The 24,583-nt window shown below is 35.4% G+C and carries 24 protein-coding genes and 1 rRNA gene (1 of these 25 cut by a window edge); 9 read left to right on the top strand and 16 right to left on the bottom strand.

Annotation, left to right across the window (positions count from 1 at the left end):
• Positions 1–200, bottom strand: a 16S ribosomal RNA gene (locus RK01_RS13330) (it extends 1,359 nt beyond the left edge of the window).
• 743 nt (positions 201–943) lie between these two features.
• Positions 944–1,585 (bottom strand): HAD hydrolase-like protein, encoded by a 642-nt coding sequence (locus tag RK01_RS13325; protein ID WP_016173810.1) that lies wholly within the window; start codon positions 1,583–1,585, stop codon positions 944–946.
• Between the two features lie 240 nt (positions 1,586–1,825).
• Between RK01_RS13325 and RK01_RS13320 the strand changes: the two genes are divergently transcribed.
• Positions 1,826–2,800 (top strand): ring-cleaving dioxygenase, encoded by a 975-nt coding sequence (locus RK01_RS13320; protein ID WP_016173809.1) that lies wholly within the window; start codon positions 1,826–1,828, stop codon positions 2,798–2,800.
• A gap of 167 nt (positions 2,801–2,967) precedes the next feature.
• A complete protein-coding gene (locus tag RK01_RS13315) occupies positions 2,968–3,588 on the top strand; it encodes a flavin reductase family protein (protein ID WP_016173808.1) in 621 nt (206 codons plus the stop codon).
• A gap of 111 nt (positions 3,589–3,699) precedes the next feature.
• Here RK01_RS13315 and RK01_RS13310 read toward each other — a convergent pair whose 3' ends face one another.
• Positions 3,700–5,016 (bottom strand): NAD(P)/FAD-dependent oxidoreductase, encoded by a 1,317-nt coding sequence (locus tag RK01_RS13310; protein ID WP_016173807.1) that lies wholly within the window; start codon positions 5,014–5,016, stop codon positions 3,700–3,702.
• 129 nt (positions 5,017–5,145) lie between these two features.
• Between RK01_RS13310 and RK01_RS13305 the strand changes: the two genes are divergently transcribed.
• Positions 5,146–6,666 (top strand): AcpB/EbpR/MafR family transcriptional regulator, encoded by a 1,521-nt coding sequence (locus RK01_RS13305; RefSeq protein ID WP_016173806.1) that lies wholly within the window; start codon positions 5,146–5,148, stop codon positions 6,664–6,666.
• Positions 6,667–6,916: 250 nt separating this feature from the next.
• On the top strand, positions 6,917–7,369 hold the full coding sequence (locus tag RK01_RS13300; protein WP_016173805.1) for a DUF2188 domain-containing protein: 453 nt from the start codon (positions 6,917–6,919) through the stop codon (positions 7,367–7,369).
• Positions 7,370–7,592: 223 nt separating this feature from the next.
• Here the strand turns inward: RK01_RS13300 and RK01_RS13295 are convergent, their stop codons facing one another.
• From RK01_RS13295 to RK01_RS13285, 3 genes are all read right to left on the bottom strand, one after another.
• Complete coding sequence (locus RK01_RS13295; RefSeq protein ID WP_016173804.1) at positions 7,593–8,414, bottom strand: oxidoreductase; 822 nt, start codon at positions 8,412–8,414, stop codon at positions 7,593–7,595.
• A 13-nt stretch (positions 8,415–8,427) separates the two neighbouring features.
• Positions 8,428–9,645, bottom strand: a complete 1,218-nt coding sequence (locus RK01_RS13290; RefSeq protein ID WP_016173803.1) for an NADH:flavin oxidoreductase/NADH oxidase family protein — start codon at positions 9,643–9,645, stop codon at positions 8,428–8,430.
• Between the two features lie 71 nt (positions 9,646–9,716).
• Entirely contained in the window at positions 9,717–10,028 is a 312-nt protein-coding gene (locus RK01_RS13285) for an ArsR/SmtB family transcription factor (RefSeq protein ID WP_016173802.1), read from the bottom strand.
• Between the two features lie 185 nt (positions 10,029–10,213).
• Here RK01_RS13285 and RK01_RS13280 point away from each other — a divergent pair, with 185 nt between their 5' ends.
• Genes RK01_RS13280 through RK01_RS13270 form a run of 3 tightly spaced genes read left to right on the top strand, consistent with a single transcriptional unit; the run spans position 10,214 to position 12,522 of the window.
• Positions 10,214–11,251 carry an NADP-dependent oxidoreductase gene (locus RK01_RS13280; RefSeq protein ID WP_016173801.1) on the top strand — a complete coding sequence of 346 codons (1,038 nt, stop codon included), beginning with the start codon at positions 10,214–10,216 and terminating at the stop codon, positions 11,249–11,251.
• Positions 11,248–11,727: a hypothetical protein gene (locus RK01_RS13275; RefSeq protein ID WP_016173800.1), complete on the top strand. Its 480-nt coding sequence runs from the start codon at positions 11,248–11,250 to the stop codon at positions 11,725–11,727. Before RK01_RS13280 ends, RK01_RS13275 begins: the two co-directional genes overlap by 4 nt.
• A gap of 57 nt (positions 11,728–11,784) precedes the next feature.
• Positions 11,785–12,522 carry an NADPH-dependent oxidoreductase gene (locus RK01_RS13270; RefSeq protein WP_016173799.1) on the top strand — a complete coding sequence of 246 codons (738 nt, stop codon included), beginning with the start codon at positions 11,785–11,787 and terminating at the stop codon, positions 12,520–12,522.
• A 131-nt stretch (positions 12,523–12,653) separates the two neighbouring features.
• Here RK01_RS13270 and RK01_RS13265 read toward each other — a convergent pair whose 3' ends face one another.
• The 4 genes from RK01_RS13265 to rlmH form a co-directional block, all read right to left on the bottom strand.
• Positions 12,654–13,985, bottom strand: coding sequence for an FAD-dependent oxidoreductase (locus RK01_RS13265; protein ID WP_016173798.1), 1,332 nt, complete (start codon positions 13,983–13,985; stop codon positions 12,654–12,656).
• A gap of 287 nt (positions 13,986–14,272) precedes the next feature.
• Entirely contained in the window at positions 14,273–14,779 is a 507-nt protein-coding gene (locus RK01_RS13260; protein WP_016173797.1) for a YehS family protein, read from the bottom strand.
• Positions 14,780–15,009: 230 nt separating this feature from the next.
• A complete protein-coding gene (locus tag RK01_RS13255; RefSeq protein ID WP_016173796.1) occupies positions 15,010–15,972 on the bottom strand; it encodes a restriction endonuclease in 963 nt (320 codons plus the stop codon).
• Positions 15,973–16,171: 199 nt separating this feature from the next.
• Positions 16,172–16,651, bottom strand: coding sequence for a 23S rRNA (pseudouridine(1915)-N(3))-methyltransferase RlmH (rlmH, locus tag RK01_RS13250; RefSeq protein ID WP_016173795.1), 480 nt, complete (start codon positions 16,649–16,651; stop codon positions 16,172–16,174).
• Between the two features lie 365 nt (positions 16,652–17,016).
• On the opposite strand from rlmH, the gene RK01_RS13245 reads away from it, so the two are divergent.
• Positions 17,017–18,276, top strand: a complete 1,260-nt coding sequence (locus tag RK01_RS13245; protein WP_016173794.1) for a S1C family serine protease — start codon at positions 17,017–17,019, stop codon at positions 18,274–18,276.
• Between the two features lie 169 nt (positions 18,277–18,445).
• On the opposite strand, the gene ytpR is transcribed toward RK01_RS13245, so the two are convergent.
• The 4 genes from ytpR to pepA all read right to left on the bottom strand — a co-directional run bounded on the left by ytpR (position 18,446) and on the right by pepA (position 21,084).
• A complete protein-coding gene (gene ytpR / locus RK01_RS13240; RefSeq protein WP_016173793.1) occupies positions 18,446–19,054 on the bottom strand; it encodes a YtpR family tRNA-binding protein in 609 nt (202 codons plus the stop codon).
• A gap of 91 nt (positions 19,055–19,145) precedes the next feature.
• Entirely contained in the window at positions 19,146–19,613 is a 468-nt protein-coding gene (locus tag RK01_RS13235) for a universal stress protein (protein ID WP_016173792.1), read from the bottom strand.
• A 23-nt stretch (positions 19,614–19,636) separates the two neighbouring features.
• A complete protein-coding gene (locus RK01_RS13230) occupies positions 19,637–19,948 on the bottom strand; it encodes a thioredoxin family protein (protein ID WP_016173791.1) in 312 nt (103 codons plus the stop codon).
• A gap of 56 nt (positions 19,949–20,004) precedes the next feature.
• Positions 20,005–21,084: a glutamyl aminopeptidase gene (gene pepA, locus RK01_RS13225; RefSeq protein WP_016173790.1), complete on the bottom strand. Its 1,080-nt coding sequence runs from the start codon at positions 21,082–21,084 to the stop codon at positions 20,005–20,007.
• Between the two features lie 211 nt (positions 21,085–21,295).
• Between pepA and RK01_RS13220 the strand changes: the two genes are divergently transcribed.
• Positions 21,296–21,640: a PepSY domain-containing protein gene (locus RK01_RS13220; protein WP_016173789.1), complete on the top strand. Its 345-nt coding sequence runs from the start codon at positions 21,296–21,298 to the stop codon at positions 21,638–21,640.
• A 135-nt stretch (positions 21,641–21,775) separates the two neighbouring features.
• Here the strand turns inward: RK01_RS13220 and RK01_RS13215 are convergent, their stop codons facing one another.
• Both RK01_RS13215 and pepV read right to left on the bottom strand, forming a co-directional pair.
• Complete coding sequence (locus tag RK01_RS13215; protein WP_016173788.1) at positions 21,776–22,855, bottom strand: hypothetical protein; 1,080 nt, start codon at positions 22,853–22,855, stop codon at positions 21,776–21,778.
• Positions 22,856–23,013: 158 nt separating this feature from the next.
• The gene (pepV, locus tag RK01_RS13210) at positions 23,014–24,438 is read right to left on the bottom strand and encodes a dipeptidase PepV (RefSeq protein ID WP_016173787.1); all 1,425 of its coding nucleotides are present in this window, start codon (positions 24,436–24,438) and stop codon (positions 23,014–23,016) included.
• Positions 24,439–24,583: the final 145 nt, after the last annotated feature.

Here is a 24,583-nt window from a genome sequence, read left to right as displayed (position 1 = left end):
TCATTAATATTATGCGGTATTAGCACCTGTTTCCAAATGTTATCCCCCGCTTGAGGGTAGGTTACCCACGTGTTACTCACCCGTTCGCCACTCTTCTTTTTCCGGTGGAGCAAGCTCCGGTGGAAAAAGAAGCGTTCGACTTGCATGTATTAGGCACGCCGCCAGCGTTCGTCCTGAGCCAGGATCAAACTCTCATAAAAAGTGTTTGAACAGTCAAAAGACTGTTAAGCTCAATAAAATTAATTCTTTGCTAGCTATTGCTTGCATGTTGTTTGCTTCTATAAAAGAAGCATCCTACACATTGGTTCGTTTGCTTGCTTTGTTCAGTTTTCAAAGGTCTACATAAGCGGTTAAAAGAATGTGTTTAGAAATTGTCGCGATAAGGAGAAATCATTTGAAGTTGTTTTTCAAACTTCGGATGATTTTGACTTATTGCCGTCATTTCTCATTCGTTCAACTTACTCGGTCGTTGCTTTTTAAATGTTTCAGCAACTCTTATATCTTATCAGCTGACGTTTTGTTTGTCAACTGTTTTTTCAAAAAGTTTTGAAAACTTTTTGAAATGATATTTCAGAAATGTGCTGATCACTAAGCAACTTCGTTAGTTTACCAGTCGTTTCACCGACTGTCAACAACTTTTTTCAAAAACATTTCAAGTTGTTTTCAACTGTGGGACTGCTTCGTCAACGTTGATTAATTTACCACTTTAATAAAGAGAGGTCAACAAGAAAATACAAAAAAATTTAGCAGCAAAAAAGTTAAATTGAAGTCTTTTTCAGCAATTGTTCGGTTTGATACCGAATTCAAAAATTTAACCTGGGTAAATAAAATTAAATCATCTGTATTCGCACTATTTATGGAATTACTACTCGTAATAAATTCGGTAAATTTTTTTAACATTTTCTTTTTGTATAAAAGGAATCAGAAATTCAAATCTGCTTTTTTACGCAAATAATTCTAACAATCCCTTTGGACGATCAACAAAAATTTTACAACCAGCACGTTCAAGTTCCGCGGTATCACCAAAACCATATAAAACACCGATTGGCAAAAGATCATTTTTCCTTGCGCCTAAGATATCATTTTCCCGATCGCCAATCATCACAGCTTCTGCTTTGCTCTTCAAACCGACACTTTCAATCGCATATGCTAAAACTTCTGCTTTTTCTCCCCGTTTATTGTCCATATCTGCCCCATACACCCCTGTAAAATACTGAGTAAATTCTAAGAAGTCTAAAATTCTTTTAGCGAAAATTTCAGGTTTTGAAGTAGCCAGATAAATATTTTTCTTTGCAGCAAGATCGGCAAGTGTTTCTTTTATGCCATCATAGGGTGTAATTTCAAACATGCCACCTTCACGATAGTGTTCACGATAATAAGCTACCGCTTGGATTGCTTGTTCTTCCTTCATACCAATTTTCTTAAATGACACTATCAAGGGCGGTCCGATAAACGAAAGTAATTGTTCATCTGGTATATCTGCCAGATTCATTTTTTTTAATGCATAACGAATAGAAGAAAAAATTCCTTTTTGTGAATTGATAATCGTACCATCGAGGTCAAAAAATAAATGATTTTGTTTCAAAAAGACACTTCCTTTCCTTTTACTACTATTAGTTTACTCCAAATAAGATACTTACGTGAACTTTTTAAGAAAGTAACTTTAGGCAATAAAAAAATAATTCTTTAAAGATTGACTTGAGAGCTAATTTATTCTTTTTGTTTGAGTCATGTAATTAACAAGCATATTAATTGCTGAAAAAACAATTACTCGCTATACTTACTTTTAGTAAGAATACTATTTGAACACTTTGGAGGAATTTAAATGGATACACAAATTAGAGGGCTTCACCACGTTACTGCAATGACTTCTAGCGCTGAAAAAATTTATCGCTTTTTTACTGATATTTTGGGCTTACGACTAATTAAAAAAACTGTTAACCAAGATGATATTGAAACCTATCATTTATATTTTACCGATGACCTAGGTTCAGCTGGTACAGACATGACATTTTTTGATTTTCCTGGCATCCCGAAAGGAACAAAAGGAACAAATACTATTTCCCGCACTTCATTTCGTGTAAAAGATGATGCTGCCTTGACTTATTGGGTATCTCGTTTTGATGACCACAAAATTGAACATGGTGAAATTCAAGAACGTTTTGGTAAAAATTATCTGGAATTTGAAGATTTTGATAACCAACGCTATCAACTAATCTCTGATCAAAAAAATCAAGGCGTAGCTGGTGGCACACCTTGGAAAAATAGTAATGTTCTAAGTGAACATGCTATCATCGGCTTAGGGCCTGCTTTTGTAACAATTGAAAATTTAGAACATATGAATTTGGTTCTGACTAATGTTTTAGGTTTTAAGGAGACTGCTAGCGAGGGCGACTTTCATTTATTTGAAATTGGCGAAGGCGGCAACGGAGCTAGCATCATTATCGAACATCGCGATGATATCCCACGCGCCACTGAAGGTTTTGGGAATGTGCATCATTTGGCGTTACGTGTAGCTGATAAAGAAGCTTTAGAATGGTGGATCGGTCGAATTAATGAATTAGAATTTCCAAACTCTGGTTTCACTGAACGTTTTTACTTTGCTTCGGAATACTTTATGGCTGCACCAAATGTTTTATTTGAACTTGCAACAGACGGACCAGGCTTCTTAGAAGATGAAACGTATGAAACTGCTGGTGAAATTTTATCTCTTCCACCTTTCTTGGAACCAAAACGCCAAGAAATTGAAGACTATGTGCGACCATTTGATACAAGCGATGCCAATAAAAAACGGGCATAGATTCTTGTCTCAGCTTTTGCTTTGACATACAAATTTTAGTTTCATTCTAAAAATACTCGAACACACGATATAGTTTGGCTATTGTCCATGATAATTATTTTGATAGTTGGACATTTATTCTATATTTGAAGTTGTTCGAGTATTTTTCAATTAAAGGAGGGCTAGTCATGATTCATTTTTCAGCTGCTGAATTGGCTCCTAAACAAAACTATAAATTTTTAACTGGTACGGTTTCCCCCCGTCCAATCGCATGGATCACTACTCAAAGTAAAAACAGTGGTGTCGTCAATTTGGCTCCATTTAGCTTTTTTACCGTTGTTTCAAGCGATTTACCTTATGTCTTAATTGCCACCACCCGTAAAGATGGCCAAAAAAAGGATACCGCCCGAAACTTAAGCCAAACAAAAGAAGGAGTTATTCATATAGTAGACGAAAATGTCTTACACCAAATGAATAAAACAGCAGCCAACTTAAAACCCGATGAAAGTGAACTTAGCTTAAGTAATCTTACAACTATCAAAAGCCAAAGTGTCACTCCACCAGGTCTGTCTGATCCATTAATACGTTTGGAAGTCACCTTGCAACAAGAAATTTCCTTATCAGATGATACAGGGACAATTGTTTCTGACTTATTTATTTTAAAAGTTCTAGACTATTATTTTTCAGAAAAAATTTTTGATGTTGACAAAGAGTACATTTTGAGCGAAAAATTACGGCCGGTCGCACGATTAGCTGGTAACAATTACGCCTTATTCGGAGAATTATTCACCCTAATACGGCCTCAATAATTAAAAGTGCAACTACTCTACTCACTTGGATAAAAAACAGCGTTGAATTTTTCTATTTCGTTTAAATAAAGGATTTCGGACACGCAATAAACATGTCCGAAATCCTTTTTTTTAGTCTTTTTTTAGAACTTGTGCCAAATAATTTGCTGCAGCTTCATTCAACCAAGGCGTAAACGTTTCACAAGTCGGAAAAAATGAAGGAGTATTGCTATACAATTCCCTTATCTGCCAACCGCTTCGAATCACAATCCCTAACAAATCAAGGAGGAGTTGAATCGGTTGTTTACTTAGCACTTGTGCACCTACTATCTTCTCTTGTAAATTTATATGTAAAAAAATCTGTATGCCTTCAGATGAAATTGGATCACCAACTTGTATCGTATCAATCGTTATATTGGCTTGCTGTGCTTTTTCTTTCGTTAAACCTACAGAACCGAGATAAAATCCAAAAAGTTGGGTAGTTGTAACATTTAAGTGTTTAGGAAGAGGTACATTTTTTCCAACTATATTTAATGCTGCAATGCGCGCTGACTGGCGAGCCTGGGCTACTTGAGACAGTCGTACCATTTTGCTTGTTAATAATTCTGGAATTTTAATAAGATCTCCTACCGCATAAACATTTGGCTGACTAGTCTGGAGGTATTGATTAACCGCTACTGACTTATCTTGTAAAAGTCTTAGTTCTTCCCAATAAAGTTCACTATTTGGCCGTGAGTTATGAGCAATTATTAATACATCACAATCAATTGAATTTTTTGTAAGTTGTAACACTAAGCCCTGCTTTTTTTCATTTATTTGAATGATGTGATCTTGACAAAATACTGAGGTATTATTTTTTTCAAAACAATTTTTAATAAATTCACTTATTTCTCCATCATAGTATTCTTGAACTAACTGATCGTTAGGACCAATTAAAAACACTTTTTTATTTTGGTTTGTTAGCGCTTCAGCCAGTTCGACACCAACATAGCCAAGACCTGAAATTGCAATTGTCTGTGCATTTTCCAAAGCCGTCAGTGTATTTTCTGATTCAGAAAATGATTTATAGCAATACACCCCATTTAGATGTTCATATTTTTGGGACATATATTGCCGTGTTCCAGTTGCCAGCACTAAATTGTCATAGCTTTCTTGCAAGTTTTTTTCACCATTTGTAAAAAAAACATCTTTTTTCTGCCAATCAATTTTAGTTACTTCATATCCTAAAAATTTTTTAACTCCTATTTCATCTAAATCAACTATTGGTGCTGTTGCGGCCCTTAAATTATTAGCGGCACCCTTTAAAACCATATTAATACCACTGGCAATAAAAGGTACTATGATTTCTTTTTCAATTAAAACAACTTCGTGATTGGGCTCAAACCTTTTTATTTCTCTGGCGACCATTTGCCCACTATGTGAAGCCCCAATAATTACCGTTTTTCTCATTATCAAACCTCCTTTTCATTTCATTTTACTTCATTTTTTTTATTTTTTCTAATATCATAGAATTGAATGAGTCAGGTGTGTTCTTATTTTGATGGTGAAAAACGATTAATCTTATTTAGGGGGGGTAATTTGTTAAAAAGGGAATTATTAGAAAAACCATATGATTTAATGAATGACATCCTCGTCTATTTATATAATAATGGCGGTCGATGTACCAAAGAAGAACTTTGCCACAACTTGGAAATCACTAAAAACACGTTAGCAGAATATACAATACTATTACAAAATTTCATTTCAGAACACTCATTTTCAAATGAAATTACTATTATTGAAGAAAATCAAATGCTTCTTTTAAAAAAGAAAAGAACTTTCCCTTTAAAATTATGTTATTTAAAATTTTTAGAACGTTCCTCCAAATATCAAATTATAAATTGGGTGTTTACGAATGGTTCTATCAATGGACCAATCTTTCAAAATTATTTTAATATCAGTTCGGCAACGTACTATAGAAGAATTGCAGAGTTAAACAAACTTTTGGAGGAATTTCAACTATCGCTTAAACGAGGGATAATTGTTGGTAATGAAAATCAAATACGCTTCTTTTACTACTGTTATTTCTGGTTTTTAAAAGAAAACAAGAATGATTTTATGAAAGAAGTAAATCAACTCTATGTGCCCCTCATCGATGAATTAAAAGAGCAGTTGGATATTTCTTTTGATCACTTAGAAGAACTCCAAATTAAAATGTGGATGAAAGTATCTTTTACCCGTTTGAATCAAACAAAAAATTATACTTTTGCAGATGAATTTGAACGTAAAGACCGTCCCCTTTTTGATGAAATAAATAAAATTTTATTTCATTATATGAAAGCCTATGGTCGTCCCTACACGTTATATGAAGGATTAATGTTTTATGATTTCTTCTGTAGTATGCGGAATTTTTCAGTCTATTCTCCTTTTGCATTTCGTTTAGCGCAACGACAGCGTGAAGAAAAAACTTATTTAGATTATCAAAATCAACAGATTTTAATTTACTTAAATCGGATTGGATATATTAAAAACCAATTTTTTCCCAAAAGACATCGTATTTTATCCCATTATTTGTATCAATATCATTCACAACTCTATTATTTTGATGGGTTTATCCTTAACTTTGATTCTTGGGGACTCTTTTTAACAGCTCAAAATTTAAGGGAACCATTTAATTTTGAAGATGTTCATCAATTTATGAACTTTTGCCAACAACAATTTTATCCAAATGATCCCTTACAACGTTATTGCAGTGTCTTATCGGAAATAAATTATTCTTCAATATTAAATATTGCCCAAGATTTAGCTAATAAACATATTTCAATTGCTGTGCATCACAGCTTAAATCCATTTTTGGCATCACTTACCATTCAGTTGTTAAAAAACACCTTAGGTAACAAGTACGAATTAGATTTATCATTACATGGTGAGGATGTGCCCCATGATATTTTATTGTCCAATATCTATAACGAAATTTTTGCGGAGAACAGTGCCTATTACTATGTCTTTTCAGACTGCTGTAATCAATATGATGTGGCGGAAATAGAAAAACTTATTCAACAAGTGATTACAGATCAATTCGCTCAAAACCACAATGATGCCAATGATTTTTATCAATAAAAGAATTACTTTATTCTCACAAAAATTTTGTTAATAAAGTAATTCTTTTATTCTATCTTATCTTTGGTACAACAAGATTTGCTGTTGTTTCTACCTTGCTTTCATCACTAGAAGCTTCGCTATCTAATTCCTTCTAAATATTTTTCAATAAGAAAGAAACAAAACTTTAACCCCCAGCCAATCTTTTCAATTTCAAAAAAATTTTTATCGTAGTATGATGAAAATAACAATAAAAATTGGAGGCGGTTTTATGGCTTGGAACATGAAAGACTACCCTGCATCAATGAAAAATTTGGATACTCTTGTAAAAAAGAAGGCAATTGAAATTGCCAATGCCCTACTCGCTGATGATTATCCAGAAGATCGTGCCATTCCAATTGCAATCAGTCAAGCAGAGAAATGGTATAACGAAGCGAGTGAAAAAGAAAAGGCTACATTTAAACAAACAGCTAATCCGCAAAAAGACGATACCCATCACAAAGATAAAAATGCGACGAAATTACTGGATGCTGATGTTAATGTAAAATATTCCGGTGATACGTGGGAGGTATTTTCGACTGGTGCCAAACGAGCGAGTGATACATTTGAAAAAAAAGAAGATGCCATTGCCCGCGGCAAAGAAATTGCAGCTAATAAGAAATCCACCTTACAAATTTATAAACAAGATGGTACTTTACAAACTACTCATGACTACAGCGAATAACCATACTATTTAAACACAACATACTTATGGTTTCAGTCGAGATTTCAGCAAAAAAGCAACTTTTGTTTACGAAAATTTATTGTTGGTTGCACTTTAGTAACAGGTTAATATCTGTAACCAGTAAGAAGCCACCCCTATCATTTAAGGAGTGGCTTCTTCTGTTACTAAAACAATAATTTTAAAGTAAGTTTGTGATTGTAATTTCTTTCTTTTAAACTTGTTCTTATACAACCTTTTGTATCAGACTATCAAACCAACGCGTAGGCAAAATAGTGTGAAAAAATACAGACGCTTTGGCGCCATAGCCCACAAGATATCTCGTTTTTGGACGTTTACTATGCACCGCTTTTACTATTGTTTCTGCAATTAACTTAGGATCTGACAGTCGATTGGAGGTATAAGATTTTTTCATTTTTTTCGCTGCTTCATTTGCTCGAATTTCATAAGCGGTCTTTTGAGAGGATTCTTTAAGATGATCAGCTGCGATTATACCCCAATTGGTTTTAATACCACCTGGTTCAATAATTACTACATCAATTCCAAAGGGTTTCGTTTCCATGCGCAGAGCATCACTAAAGGCTTCTAAGGCATATTTTGTTGCATGATACCAAGCCCCCATATAGGTAGTGACACGCCCCGCCATTGATGAAATATTAATTATTTTCCCGTTTTTTTGCTTTCTCATATATGGTAAAACCAACTGAACAAGCCGCGCCAGCCCAAATAAATTCACTTCAAACTGATTTCGTGCTTCTTGTAGCGAGACATTTTCTATTACGCCATAAGAACCATAGCCGGCATTATTAATTAAAATATCAATTTTACCTGCCTCATGAATTATTGTATCTACTAAATTAACAATTGAAGCTTCTTCTGTAATATCAAGTTTTAAACTTTGTAAACCTTTTTCCTTAAGCGGTTCCATCTTCTCTACTCTTCGGGCAGCACCATATACACGATATCCTTGCTGCAACAACATTTCAGCCGTTTGATAACCAATACCGCTTGAAGCACCTGTAATTAAAACAACTTTTCCATTATCCATTTTGATTCCTCCTCTAAGCTCTTTGTGGCAGCAACATAGCAAAACCTTGTGTTTTAAAAGCGAACCAAAGCGGAATCCACGCGTTTTGGGTACGTTTCACCGGTTTGTTTTTAGCAATTCTTACCATTTGCATTTCATAATAACTTAACCCAATATAACTTCCGGCTTTTTTATCTAAAAACTTAATCCCTGTACTTAACATTTCCAGATTAATTTCTTTGAAGGCGCCTTTTGCTGCTTGATTTGGCAGATCAGGAATTAAGGCAATGGCTCTTGCTAATCCTACCATCTCAGTTTCATGATTTAACACAGCATGTTCCATTCCGGCTAAGGTACGAAATCCCCCAGTTACAATAATTGGTGTCTCGATTCCTTTTTTAGCTTTTGCCGCATAATCAATGAAGAAGGCCCCTTTTGCATTACTACCTTGGACCATGGTATTTTCATAGTTTCCGCCCGATATCTCGATTAAATCTACACCTAATTTAGCCATTTGATGAATAACTTCAATTGAATCTTCCTCGCTAAATCCACCATCACGAAAATCAGAAGAGTTAATTTTCAAGGCAATTGGAAATTTTTCACCAACTTTTTTTCTCATTGCTTCGTAAACTTCTACAATAATTCGCATTCTATTTTCAAGAGAACCTCCGTATTGATCTGTGCGAATATTTGAAATTGGAGACAAAAATTGACTCAATAGATACCCATGTGCTGCGTGAATTTCTACTCCTCCAAAACCGGCTTTTTTAACAATCGCTGCTGAAGTAGCAAAACGTTGAACGATTTCCTGAATTTCAAATACAGTTAACGCTCTAGGCTTATTAAAAGCAAATGAATTGGGGCCCTCAAGAGGGACTGCACTTGGGCCAACTGGTTGTGCACTCACATGTTTTGGTGATTGTCGTCCAGGGTGATTTAATTGTACCCAAGTTTGAGCTCCGTTCATTTTCCCTGCATCTGCCCACCTTTTTAGAAGAGCCAAATCTTTCTCGTTTTCTATCACAATATTGCCTTTTTCTCCAAGGGCATTGGAGTCAATCATCACATTCCCGGTTATTAATAAACCAGTCCCTCCCAGCGCCCAGTTACGATATAAGTTAATGATAGCCTCTGTTGGACGATAATTATCATCTCCCATCACTTCACTCATAGCAGGTTTTACAAAGCGATTTTTTACAATAATACCGTTTTTTAGTTTTAATGGTTGAAATAGCATATTTTGATTCATTTATTACAGCTCCTTAATAGTCATTACGTTTAAACGTTTAAACATTAGTTTTAAAAAATAAAAACTTATTGCTAAGCTTTATTTTTTATGTCAGCTTCTAAAGATTGCGTTAACGCTTTTAATAGCGTTACTGTACTCGTCATATCTGCACTATAATAGCGTTCTGTTCCACTTTGACTGACGGACAATATTCCGGCATTCAACATTAATTTCAAATGATGAGAAACAGCGGGTCTTGATAATGATAATTTTTCAGTAATTTGATTTACCGTCATACGATTTGTTTTACAAAGCATAACCAAGATTTGTTGCCGATTTTCATCTTGTAATATCGTAAAAATTGGGATTCCTTTTTTAAAAATTTCCAATGTTTGTTCTGCCAATTTTAATTACCTCCTCTTTTTCATAACGTTTATCTTCTTAAACCATTAAACGCTAGAATTTTTATTTGTCAATCATTATCGGTTGACATTTTTAAACCAACAAACTAAACTCAGAAACATAATCGTTCAAAAAAATAAACCAACAAGCACAAAACCGAATTCAACAAAAAATGGAGGAAAAGAAAATGACAAAGAAAATGAAGGCAGCTGTAATTGATCACTATAAACAACCCATGCCAAAACTAAAGGAAGTCAATGTGCCAAATATTCGCACAAACGATGTATTGGTAAAAATTGTCGCCGCCAGCATTAATCCGATTGATTTAAAAACCAAAGACGGCGGACTGAAAATGTTACTTAAATATGAGATGCCGATGATTATGGGCAGTGATTTTTCAGGCGTTATTACAAAAGTTGGGGCAAATGTTTCCAAATATCAAGTTGGTGATGCTATTTATGGGCGCGTCCAAAAAAATCGGATTGGTACTTTTGCAGAATATATCGCCGTTGACCAAGGAGACATCGCTTTAAAACCGGATAATATTAATTTTGAAGAAGCGGCGTCAATTCCTTTGGTAGGCTTAACTAGCTATCAAGCACTACATGATATTATGCAAATTAAACCTGGACAAAAAGTTATGATTCAAGGAGGTTCTGGTGGTATTGGTACCATTGCTATCCAAATCGCCAAATATCTCGGTGCCTATGTTGCCACGACCACTTCCGCAGATAATTTTGACTTGGTTAAATCTCTAGGCGCTGATTATCTTATTGATTATCGGACAACAGATTTTTCTACGGTACTTTCAGATTATGATTATGTCTTTGATACTCGTGGCGGCAAAACATTAGAAGATGCCTTTAAAATTGTTAAACCCGGTGGCAAAGTAGTTAGCATTGCTGGATTACCAAACCAACGCTTCGGCAAAGAATATGGTGTGCCATTGTGGAAACAATTGGCTTTTGGTTTGGCTACCCATAAATTAACCAAATTGGAAAAACAAACAGGTGCTTCTTATACTTTTTTATTTATGAAACCCAGTGGTGCACAACTGGATATTTTAGGCCAATTGATTGAAACAGAAACTATTAAGCCTATTATTGACCGAGTGGTACCTTTTACAGAAATTGAAAAAGCACTTACCTATTCAAAATCTGGACGAGCAAAAGGTAAAATTATTTTGCAAATGACCAATGATTCAGAAAACGAGGTACGAAAATGATAACAACTAGTTTATTATTTATCATAGTATTCATTGGACTATTTTTAATCCGTCGTGCCGAAAAACGCGCTATTACAAAGATGACACTCTTATTGGAAATGACGGCCACTACAACTTTGAGTTATTTAGCGGCACTGGTTATCTGGCTTTTAGCTAATCGCTTTTCTTTGCTGCATAGTACTGGTGTAACATGGCTTATCTGGTTACTCATGTTCATTTGTGGCGTAATTGGTATCCGTACACTAGGAAATCGCTTGAAAGAAACCAGTCAAGAAACAAAAAACATCTGGATTACGCCTTTTGCAAAAGAACTGGCATATCACGCTTCTGTTTTTTGGAAATTGATTACAGTGATCGCAATGATGACTTTTATCAGCACAAGCACGCAGCCAAATAATTTTTTCTTACTTTCCTTAAGTTTTACACTTACAGTAGCTCTGATTATGGAAAGTGCAGGAAAGCTGTTTCGTTTGTAAAATAAAACTATAAAAGCTACCATTTACTCAACTTAGATTATTAAAGGAGATAACAACATGAAAGAACAAAATGATATGATTCAAACGTTATTAAATCACAGCTCTGTGCGAAACTTTACAGAACAGAAAATTGATGAAACCACAAAACAAACCATTCTCACTTGTGCACAAATGGCACCAACTTCCAGTTATCTGCAAGCATACTCAATTATTGAAGTCACTGATATTGAAAAACGCAATGCTTTAAGCGAAATCTCTGGTGGACAAGAATGGGTTACAAAAGCGCCATTAGCCTTGGTTTTCTGCGCCGATTTACATCGAAGTGAAACATTATTGGAAGTTTCTGATGAGGCAGTTTTTGAAAACACTGAGCTTTATACCGTGGCTGTAGTCGATGCTTCACTAGCTGCGCAAAAAGCTCTAATTGCTGCACAAAGTATGGGATTAGGTGGCATTACAGTCGGAGGGATTCGTAATGATATGCCCCGTTTAGCTGCTCTTTTCAACTTACCAGATAAAGTAGTGCCACTTTTTGTTTTATGTATCGGTTATCCCGCCGAACCTGCTGTGCAAAAACCACGGTTACCGCAATCATTCGTCGTTGGTAAAGATAGTTATCCGGATGAAAGTATGAGTATTGCAACTTATAACCAAACCGTTAGTGACTTTTTCTACCACCTAACAAATGGCGTTGATCAGTACAACTGGGTAGAACGTTGCAGCCATGCTATTAATCAAAAACCCCGTTATGAAGTAACTGATTTTGTCAAAAAAGCGGGATTACTGTTAAAATAACTCACAATGTATATCAATCACGTAATAATTTCTTTTTATAAAACTTCGTTAATTTTAAAAAGAAGTTGCTTCTGGAACACACCGATAAAAAAAGCGATATGACAAGAATTTTGTCATATCGCTTTTTTAGCTTATTTCAATACATCATTTAATGCTTCACTCATCGTTGGATGAGAATAAATATGATCGCGTAATAAAGTATATGGTAATTGCCCTTTCATGGCTAGAGCAATTAAGTTGATGACTTCATGAGATTCTTCGGCATAAATGCTAGCACCTAAAATTTGATCGTTTTCTGGATCTACTAATACTTTGAACATCCCTTTTGGATCTTCTAACACTTGTGCTTTTGGCACGCCAGCACTCATAAATTTAAATAATTTATATGGTACACCCGCTTTTTTAGCTGCTTTTTCCGTTAAGCCAACATTGGATAGCGGCGGTGTAATAAAGACGCTGTACGGTACTACATTGCGATCAGATACGCGGCGTTTACTTTCTCCTACTAATTGATCTAAAATAATCCGATAATCATCTAATGAAATATACGTAAACTGTAAACCGCCTTTTACATCCCCAATTGCCCAAACATTTTCCGCAGTCGTTTTTAAAAGATCATCTACCACAATTGCGCCACGATCATCAACTTTAATGTTTGTATTTTCCAATCCTAAATTAGCCGTATTGGGTTTTCTACCAGTAGCAGCTAATACTTTGTCTGCTTTAATTGTCTTTTCAGCACCATTTTCCGTAAAGGTGACATTGACAAAATCTTCACCATCTTCGACTTTATCAACTGAAACGCCTAAATGAAAGCTAATACCAGCATCGGTTAAATCGTGATAAATCATTTCTGATACATCATCATCTTCTCGTGGAATGAACTCTTGATGGACGTCTAAAACGACAACTTTACTACCATAACTTGCAAACATGGCCGCAAACTCTAAACCGATATATCCTGCTCCAATAATTACTAATGTTTCTGGCAATTTATTTTGATCCATTGCACTAGTTGAATCAAGTAAATAATTACTTGTAGCTAAACCAGGAATTGGTAAAATTATTGGCAAGGCGCCAGTGTTAATGAAGATTTTTTCCCCTTTAACTTGCATAGTTGTCTGATCAGGTAAGGTTACTTCTAAAACATGATCGGAAATAAACTTCGCGATGCCATCCAAAACTGTACCCGTTGGTTCATCTGCGACCATATGATAATTTTTATTACGTAACTTACCAGTCAATTTTTCTTTATGGGCAACTGCTGTGGTAAAATCCAACTTTTTCTCACCATTTATAATGAGGGATTTTGATGGAATACAGCCGATATTGATACAAGTTCCCCCATACATTCGCTGTGATTTTTCAATAACTAAAACGGATTGCCCCTTGGCAGCCAATGTTTTGGCTAATGTTTTACCGCCTTTACCAAAGCCGATAATAATATTTTCATATTTTTCCATGTTACACCTCCATTAAGCAATACTTACGATTTGCTTCATCATAAGTTGATTATAGAAGAGGGGTGAAGAAGATGTAAAATCATTTGATTGGCATTGTTGGAAAAATCGAAAGGTATTACGCAACTAATTAGTTGTGTAATACCTTATTTTTTACTATAGAGAATAAACTTACTAATCCTCTAACAAATATTTTGTTCTAGGAACAATATTTGCCGCGCAAGTTTATGGAGCAAAAACTACTTTCTCCCTTGCACGGAAGCCAAAGTGAAAAAGTTGTTTCCATCCAACTACGCTTTTCTATTATATATTCCTAACCCTTTAAGAAAATTACGCATATATTTATCGCCGCAAGGTTTGAAATTTCGCTGACCTTCTTTTCGTAAAAAAGCCCCAATCTCTCCTTTTGAGGGATAAAGCGCAACTTCGGCAAAGATAGCTAAGATGTCTTCAGTAGTCATCGAAAGGGCAATCTTCACTTTTTTTAACATGACGTTATTAATATGTTTTATTTCCTTGCTTTTTTGCGTTTTTTCTTCTACAGGTTTATCCTTTTGTGGCCCTCGCGCAAGAAGAATTAAACCATTTAAAAATGCATCAAAAACTTGATTATTTATCGCTTTTTCATAAACATTATTTGCAGTATTATCTTCATGCTTATCGTGAACTCTGGTCAATATAGCCCGTACTTCTTCTTTTGTCACAGATACGCCACCTAATTCAAAAGCTTTCATCATATCCGTGTCTTTCAAATCAATTGCATAACGCAATCGCAATAATCTATCATTGTTATTCATTTATTTCTCCTAACTGGTTATTTATTACTTACTTTAAGCATAATTTGTTTAATAAGTTTCAAGTTAGCATAAATAGCAAGAAATTACATCCCCTGATAAAAAGATCTAGAAAATAAGCTAATTTATTTTTGTTTGAAGTTGTGGGAAACTTTACTTCGAAAAACAAGTATTGCCTTATAACCTATAACCTTTTTACAGAAGAAATTACTGACATTAGTCGAAATTTAATACTATCTAAGCTCACTTTCAAAGTAATCATTATCTATACGGAGCTGCTTATACACTTTGGCTACCTCTATTCCAACACCATATTGCATCATAAGCTCCGTTAACTTAATACCATCTATTAAAATAATTCCTTGGTTTTTGGCAAACTCCTGTGCACCAATTGAAAAACCAGATGTTGTAATAAATACACCTCTATCTGCATTCACATCTGCCAACGCACCATAAAAAGATTGAATAGCTGGACGACCAACAGTATTTCCTTCCATATATCGCTTAGCTTGAATATATACAGTACTTGTCCCCAAAGGATCTTGATTGATGATACCATCAATACCACCATCGTTTGTAAGATTTGTTACTTTAGCGTCACCATTTTTTCCGCTATATCCCATTGCTACAAGTAAATCAACTACTAAGGTTTCAAAGAATGACGGATCTACTTGGCGCACTTTATCTAATAACTCGATTGCTATTTCATTATTTTGATTAATGATTAAACTACCTATCTCTACTTTTACATCTTCTTGATCAGTTTCAGAAATTGATGTTTTGTTCCCAGACCGTTCATTACGGATAGTAAGTTCTTTCATATAACTTTGAAACGCAGGCTGTTCTTCTAAAATTTTCTTTGTAAGCTGGTCACCATATTGTGCTAAAAGAGCTAGACCCATTTCAGTAATCTTATAAACACCACGTTTTGGTCGCTCTATTGCGTTTGCTTTGTACAAGTTGCTAAGAGCAAAACTAAATCTATTGAGCAATACACTTTCACTATTAGGGTAATTGGGATAATTAATTTCTAAAACTGTATCTGGTATTTGTAGAAACTTAATGACTCGATCTCTAATAACTCGATTTGTTACGATATCACCATCTTTAATAACCTCAAGAATATAAGGAATTAGAGCTTCATTGGTTGGAATACCATTTGCTGATTGTTTCAATTTTCGCCAATCTCGATTCACTTATGTACCTCCTCCTTAACCGTTTAATATTAAAAAGCTATTCAATAAATTTCTCACAAAAAATAAGTTATTAGAGTAATTACCCTTCAATCAAATTAGTATACCTGAATATTTCGCCCGTCTTTACAAAAAATCTTGATTACACAAAACCTACTTTACGGATCTATCCTTTTAATCGGATATTATCCTAAAAATATCATTATTTGTGGTAGGGTTCCCCATGATTAATCCGAAAAGCGCGGTAGATTTGTTCTACTAAAATCAGTCGCATTAATTGGTGTGGGTACGTCATTTTGCCAAATGAAATTGCAGCATTACTCCGTTTCATAACAGCAGCACTTAACCCAAGTGAGCCACCAATGACAAAGACAAAATTGCTTTTTCCTTGTACCATTAGCTGGGCCATTTGCTTGGCAAATGCTTCACTGGTTGGATTTTCACCTTCAATTGCTAAGGCAAAAACATAATCTTGTTCTTTAATTTTAGCTAAAATCCGCTCTCCTTCTTTATCTTTTACTTGTTGCATTTGAGCTGCACTTAAATTTTCTGGTGCTTTTTCATCGGCTACTTCAATTAGCTCGATTTTCGTATAACCGCCTAAGCGTTTCATGTATTCTTTTATTCCTTGCACGAGATATTTTTCTTTTAATTTGCCGACTGCAATAATTCTAATTTGCATACTTTTCCTCTTTTCCCCAGATGTTCATAAGTCTGTTTTAGTTTACCACAAAGTTTTACACATTCATTTTTCTTTTCGCTAAATATTTATTACGCAAAATTACCGAGTTTCCCCCTCTAAAACCCACCAAACATACGTTTCCATATTTTTATCCACATTGTTCACAAGTCTGTGGATAACTAATCCCCAATTTATAAAAAAAGACAATAACACTTGTTTTAACCGCTAAAAAATAAAATTTCGTCATTTGTGAATTATTTCCTACCAACTTTTTCATATTTTATTCAAAGTCTATAATTAGACTAAACTCAGCAATAAATCATATACTATAATTATAAGAATTCCACAATAAGGGGGAAACAACTATGCAAAGAAAAAAATCAGGAGGCGCTCTTAGTCGCTTTTTCATCGGCATACTAGGTGGTGTATTAGGAGCTGCTTTAGTAGGTGGTGGGTTTTATCTAGCCAATGGATCAAATTTACAACCAAGTAACACAACCGAACAAACGACAACAGCCAGTGGAGAAACAAAGGTGTCTAACGTCAAAGTTAATGCAGATACCGATATTACTTCTGCAGTCGAAAAAGTACAAGACGCTGTCGTGTCCGTGATTAATTTACAAAAACAACAAGCTTCTTCAGATAATCCTTTTGGTGACTTATTTGGTCAAGGACAATCCGAGTCTGAATCAGAAAGTGATAGTGAGTCAGGTGGTTTACAAGCTGTTGGTGAAGGTAGTGGTGTCATTTACAAAAAAGATGGCAAAACAGCCTATGTAGTTACCAATAATCACGTTGTTGAAGGACAAGATGGCTTAGAAGTGGTTTTAAAAGATGGTGAAAAAATTAAAGCCGAATTAGTAGGAACAGATAGTTATACGGACTTAGCAGTTCTAAAAATTAGTAGTGATAAAGTTGATAAAACAGCTACTTTTGGTGATTCATCTGCCTTGAAGGTTGGTGAACCTGCGATTGCGATTGGTTCGCCTTTAGGTTCCCAATATGCTAACTCGGTTACCTCAGGGATTATTTCTTCTTTAAATCGCCAAGTTGCTGATTCTCAAACTGGCGTGAATATTAGTGCTATTCAAACTGACGCTGCGATTAACCCAGGAAATTCTGGTGGGCCATTAGTCAATATTGCCGGTCAAGTAATTGGTATTAACTCAAGTAAAATCGCCTCAACGAACTCTTCTAGTTCTGATATTAGCGTAGAAGGTATGGGTTTTGCAATTCCAAGTAATGACGTAGTTTCTATTATTAACCAACTTGAAAAAGATGGCAAAGTTACTCGTCCCGCTCTTGGTATTACCATGGTAGACTTATCAGCTGTAACATCACAACAACAAGAACAAATCTTAAAAGTACCTAGCTCCCTTAAAAACGGGGTTGTCATCACGACGGTTCAAAATGCAACTCCGGCAGAACAAGCTGGCTTAAAACAATATGATGTGATTACTAAAATTGACGGCAAAGAAGTTGATTCTACTTCTGATTTGCAATCAGCTTTATACAAGAAAAAAGTTGGCGATTCCATTGAAATCACGTACTACCGTGGTAGCAAAGAACATACCACAAAAGTTTCATTGACGATTGATCAATCTGCTTTAAAGCAAAATAATTAATTTTAACAGGATTTCATCCGCAGCCTTTAGAAAGGTTGCGGATGTTTTTATATAAAAATACGGCGGCTTATGTTCTTTAATTCTTATCGAGTTACACCTACTGTTGACCTGCCCTAAAAATTTGGCATAACAAGAAAAGCTTCCTACCTGTGGTAAGAAGCTTTTCTTGTTATGCGCGTTTAAATTCACTACCAACGACTGCATCTGGGCTTAATTCTAAAATTCCTTTTTTCTGTGGCGCATTGGGTAACTCTAATTCTTTTGCTGAACAAATCATGCCATAACTTTCAACCCCACGTAAAACGCCTGGCCAAATTAACATTCCATCAGGCATCATTGTACCAGGTTTTGCTACAACGACTTTTAATCCTTCGCGAATATTGGGTGCGCCGCAGACAATTTGTAAAACTTCACCATTGTCTACTTCAGTTTCAGTAATTGATAAATGATCACTATCTGGATGTGGCACACAACTTTTGACAAAACCGACAACGAAATGAGGTTCGTAATCGTAAGGTAATTTTTCACTAAAACCAGATATTGCTAATTTTTCGTTTAAAAGATCGATTTGTTCATCCGTTAATGAAATGGCACCATTGCCAGTTAACTCTAGAAATTCAGAAACGTGGAAAAAGTTCCAGCCGACAATTGTACCTGCGCTATTTTTAATCTGCGCAATATTGAATTTTCGTTCAACCGTTTGTTCCAATCCCTGATCGTCAGCCATCATTACAAGTAAAGTATCGCCAACATGGGCTTTGTTGTATGCAAAAATCACAACGTTTCCTCCTTAAAAAAACACTTTTAAAAATTAGTAGCGGAAGTTTTCAAACTTCCGCTAGCTATCTTACCAAAAAAGAAAGGAATCGTCATGCTTTTTCGTTCTTTTCTTCATAAGTTACGACTAAAACATCACAAGGAGCTTCTCGAATAACAAAACTTGCCACACTTCCGGTCATAAAACGTTCGACTGCATTTAAACCTGATTGGCCTACCATGACCAAATCAATGTTGTATTTTTCCGGTAATTGCGTCGCCATTGCTGATTTTGCAGAGCCATAAGCCACAATTCCTTCTATATTAGTAAAGTCGACTGATTTGCCATAGTCTTTGCAGTCTTCAATCAATACTTTAGCTGCTTCGGTTTCTTGATCAACAATATTTTGATTCAATGAACTGTAACCCATTAAAACCGGAACATTTTGTTGAATGACATTAGCCACATAAACTTTACCGTTATTGCGTCGGGCAACTTCCACTGCTTTTTGAAATGCTTGTGTTGCTTGTTCAGAACCATCAATGCCGACTAAAATGTTTTGATACACCTGTCTACTCATTGTAATCTCCTCTTTTCTAAAGCTTATAAACTGTTTAAAAAATCTTCAATCTCCGCTTTTGTTTTACGATCTTTATTTACCAGGCGACCTAATTCTTTGCCATCTTTTGTGACTACCAAACTGGGAATACCAAAAATATTCCATTTAGCAGCAACGTCGATGTATTCATCTCGGTCAACTTCAATAAAGTTATATTGAGGGAAATCCGCTTCAATTTCTGGTAATGCAGGTTTAATGAAACGACAGTCACCACACCAATCTGCGGTGAAGAAAAAGACATTTTGCCCCTTATCTACATAGGCTGCCAATTCTTCTAAATTTTTAGGAATAATCATAGTATCTCCTCTAACTTCTACTTTTTTTACACGGATAGCCAAAATTAAAAATAACGCTATTTACCGCCTACAATTGTTTCCACTGTACTTTTATCCAAGCCTTTTAAGGTTTGAATTAACATTTCTCTGGCTGCTTCAAAGTCAGCGATACTAAACATCGTTTGATGCGTGTGGATATATCGGCCACAAACACCAATAACTGTACTTGGAATACCCTCGTTGGTTGTATGAGCAGCACCAGCATCTGTGCCACCTTTTGAAACAAAATATTGATACGGAATATTGTGGGTTGCTGCAGTATCCAACAAGTATTCTTTTAAGCGTGGCAGCATAATCAAACCGGGATCATAGATGCGCATTAATGTCCCTTCACCTAAATGACCAAATGTACCGTTTTTTGTAACGGTATCATCAGCAGCAGAACAGTCGACTGCAAAGAATAAATCCGGCTTAAATTTTGAAACAGAAGGTTTTGAACCTCTTAAACCGACTTCTTCTTGCACATTAGCACCGGCAATTAAAGTATGCCCTAATTTTTCATTTTCTAAAGCTTCTAATGCTTCTAAAACTAAGGTACAACCGTAACGATTATCCCAAGCTTTACTAATAATATTTTTGCCATTAGCTGTTTTAATTGTTTCTACTTGCGGTACGATAGTATCTCCTGGTAAAACACCATATTCTAGTGCTTCTTCTTTTGAAGCAAAACCAGCATCAAATAAAATATTTTCAACTGAAACATTTTGTTGCCCACTAGTTCCTCTTAATAAATGTGGTGGAACAGAACTTGAGATACAAGGATAATTGTGTCCAGTTGAAGTTTTCAAAGTAAAACGTTGCGCAGAAACCACATAAGGATTCCACCCACCTAATGGTACAACTTTAAATAAGCCAGTAGCGGTAATTTCGGTTAGCATAAAACCAACTTCATCCATATGTGCTGCTACCATTACACGGGGAGCATCTTCATCTTCATGATGACGAATCCCAAAAATCCCGCCTAAACCATCTTGTTGCATTTCATCTACAAGTGGTGTCATTTTTTCTTTCATGTAAGCTCTGACTTCATGTTCAAAGCCACTTGTTCCTTGTAGTTCTGTTAACTCTTTAATGCGTGCAAATGTTTTTTCTTCCATCTATTTGCGCCCGGAGGCTAACCCTTCTTTCATAAAAATCTTTACGTGCCTATTATAGCATAACAAATTCGCTGGCAAATCTATTCAAACCTAAAGTAGTTTTTTCTATGTATTTTTTTACTTTGTGATAGAATAAAAGTGAATAAAAAATGATGTTATCCTCTGTATTTTACAAGCAGAGATTAGATGAAAAAGTATAGGAGGGCGCCTAATGAACAACGAAAATGAATTTTCATACTTTAAAGGCGGACTGGCGCTGGGAATGGGTGTTGGTCTAGTGAGTGGTATGGCTTCTGCTTTTTGGCTACAGCGCAAGAAAACTTTGCGGGCTGATGATGTTTTACAGATCGTCAAAGAAGAGTTTTTAAAAGAAGGACCAATTGAAGGATCATGGATTAATTTTGAAAAACAACCTTTACGAAAATTTGCCATTCATTCTGAAGGTTATGAAGGTGGTATTACGCGTTTAGAAGATGAACAGTTAGTCACTTATGAGTTTTTGGCTGACGCTAAAACAGGTACTGTTTTAGATATTAAACGGGTTAAAATCAATTAATTTTATTTGACACAAAAGCTAAGTTCTTTATCTACACCAAAAGACTGAAAGTTACGCGTTAACTGTAGCTTTCAGTCTTTTTTCGTATCCACAAGCGACTTTTATTACTTTTGTGTCTGTTAGTAACAATGAAAATTACTCTTTTATTTTTAAATTAACTAATAACGTTTTAATATCTAACTGGATAGCGTACTCGATATTCTTATTGGTGTGATGACGATAAGCCTTGGCACCACTTTCAAACATTGCAAATAACGAATCTCCATCGGTATTGATTTGCTCAAGATAAGGCGGAAAATCCAGTACAAGTTTTGCTGATTCAGGATTAAAACCTCCTTTTGTATCTTGTAAATCAAAAACATATAATTTGCTATCACGATTACCAAAAGACTGCGACATAAACATGTAATTTTTCCAATAAGAAATCCCTTGAATTTTTTTCAAGATATGAGTGGTATCTTCAGAATTTAAATCATCTGCTGTCCCTAATTCATTAAGTGACTGCGTTTGGGTAACAACAGAAACTAGATCCCCTTTGGTATCAAAAGGAAACATCGCTAATTTACCTTCTTTTTTATTAGAAAAATAGCCGACAACTAAAAAGGGATCCAAATAAGCCAATAGAGAGGCTTTCGGGATATCTCCGATTGGTATTGTCATATCATAGTGGATTGGCTGACTTTTTTCAGCTAAATCATAATCGGCCAATGTATCTGTTAATAACAAAGATAAACTTGCCTTTTTATTTGTTTCTGTTGCCAACCACAGCTGTTGTGCTTCTTTGCGATAAACTATCCCTCCTAAATGAGGTTCTCCTGGTACGGCAATTGTTTTTTTCCATTTTTTTGTCTTTTTATCGACTACTTGCACCACAGAATGATGCTCATGCAAATGACAATATTCACTTATATAAATTTTATCAGCACTCATAGTAATCCCTTGCGGTGTTAAATCGTGACACAAAGATTTTTTACCAGTTTTTAACGCGATGCTTTCCCCTTCAAAAAGCCCTGGGATAGGATACAACCCTGCTTTGGGATTATTTACTGGAAACAGTGCCTCTTCAACTTCCGGATATTCTTTTAAAATCGCTAATTGTTGCTCTTTTGTTTTTGGGAAATTGGCTTGTTTACTATCATTTTGATAAACTTTATACCCAATCCCTACCATAATAATGAATAAAACACTGCCTAACATAATCCAACTCTTTTTCATCTAACTCCTCCTTTTATTAAGAATCAAATGTAAAAGAAAAGCACCTAAAGCAGAAGGATATGCATGTTTAAATGCTTTTGAATGTAGCTGTAAGCAAATACATCAAACTTCTGTTCAGGTACTTTTTAATAAGACTTTTACTAAGCGTTGTTAAATTTTTACTTCGCTAAACGATAAATAGCATCTGCATAAATAGCAGTCGCCCGCAATAAATCATCTAACGTCATAAATTCATTGGCTTGGTGCATAGTATCCACATAGCCTGGGAACATAGCACCATATGCGACACCACGTTCTAATAAACGGCCATAAGTTCCGCCACCAATGATTTTTTCATGTCCTTTTTCACCAGTGTGATCTTCATAAACCGCTAAAAGAGTCGCTACCAATGGATCATCTTCTGGTACATAATGAGGTAACATATTGCGTTCATTATGGGTAATAGAGGCACCTTCCATGCCTAATTTACCGTCAACTGAAATTTCTAGTCCTTCTGCTGTCACACCTTTTGGATAGCGGAAGTTCATTGCGATAAAGTTATCTGCTTGGAAACCTTCTTCATTTGCTTTAAAAGCAAATAGTCCGGCGTTCATTGTCAGATTACCCATTTTTTCGTCTTCATATGCTACACCTAATTTTTCACCGTAAAAATCTTCGTGAATAATCGTTCCAGCTACATGTAAAAATTGTTTGGCTCCGCCACCAAATTTGAATTGATCTAAGAACAGTGCTAAGAAGGTCCCAGCATTAATCCCAGATTGTGGGCTTGCACCATGGGCGCTTTTACCGACTAATTCAATTGAAGCTTCCACATCTTCTACAGTAATCGTACCGGTCACCGGATTTTTTTCGACAAAGTCATAGAAAGCTTTTTCCATTGCTAAAGCAGCAGCTTCATCTGGCACTAAAACTTTCGCTGTTGCCGCACCTGGTACCATATTTTCTCTAAGACCCGCTGCAAAATTTTTCAAAACATAAGCGCCTTCGTTGTTACCATGGAAATGCGCGCCTAAGGTAATATTACCTTTTTCACCATTAATAATTGGAAATTCTGCATCTGGTGAAAAACCAAAATCAGGTTTTTCTTCTTTTTCAAAATAATAGTTCATATCAGCCCAACCAGATTCTTCATCAGAACCGACTACAAAGCGAACTTTTTTGCTTAATGGCAAACCCAAATCACGGACGATTTTCATACCATAATATGCTGCCATACTTGGTCCTTTATCATCTGAAGAACCGCGGGCAAAAATCTTACCATCCTTTAGTTCTGGCTCATAAGGGTCTGTGTCCCAGCCATCTCCAGCAGGTACTACATCCATATGACCAAAAATCCCTAATGTTTCATCGCCTTGTCCAAATTCAATATGACCGGCATAATTATCAACATTTTTAACAGTAAAACCATCTCTTTGACCATAGGCCAACATGTGTTTTAAAGCATCTTTAGGTCCTGGACCAAAGGGGGCATCTGCTGTTTTTTTACTATCGTCTCTTTCGCTATTAATGCGCAATAAGTCAAATAAATCTTTTAGCAAATCGTCTTTTCTGGCGTCAACTTCTTTTTGCCAATTAATTTCCATTTACATTTCCTCCTGACAATTACATAACTTAATTAGACACCTGTCATAAAGTATTAAGTCTGTGTATAAATCTGCGTTATTTTCTCAACTATCATACCACTTTTAGCGACTTTTTGACAAAGGAAGCTGATTGATTTTTGGAGGG

Source organism: Enterococcus dispar ATCC 51266 (assembly GCF_000406945.1).
Taxonomy (GTDB): domain Bacteria; phylum Bacillota; class Bacilli; order Lactobacillales; family Enterococcaceae; genus Enterococcus_C; species Enterococcus_C dispar.
This window is presented reverse-complemented; position numbering and strand designations above follow the sequence as displayed.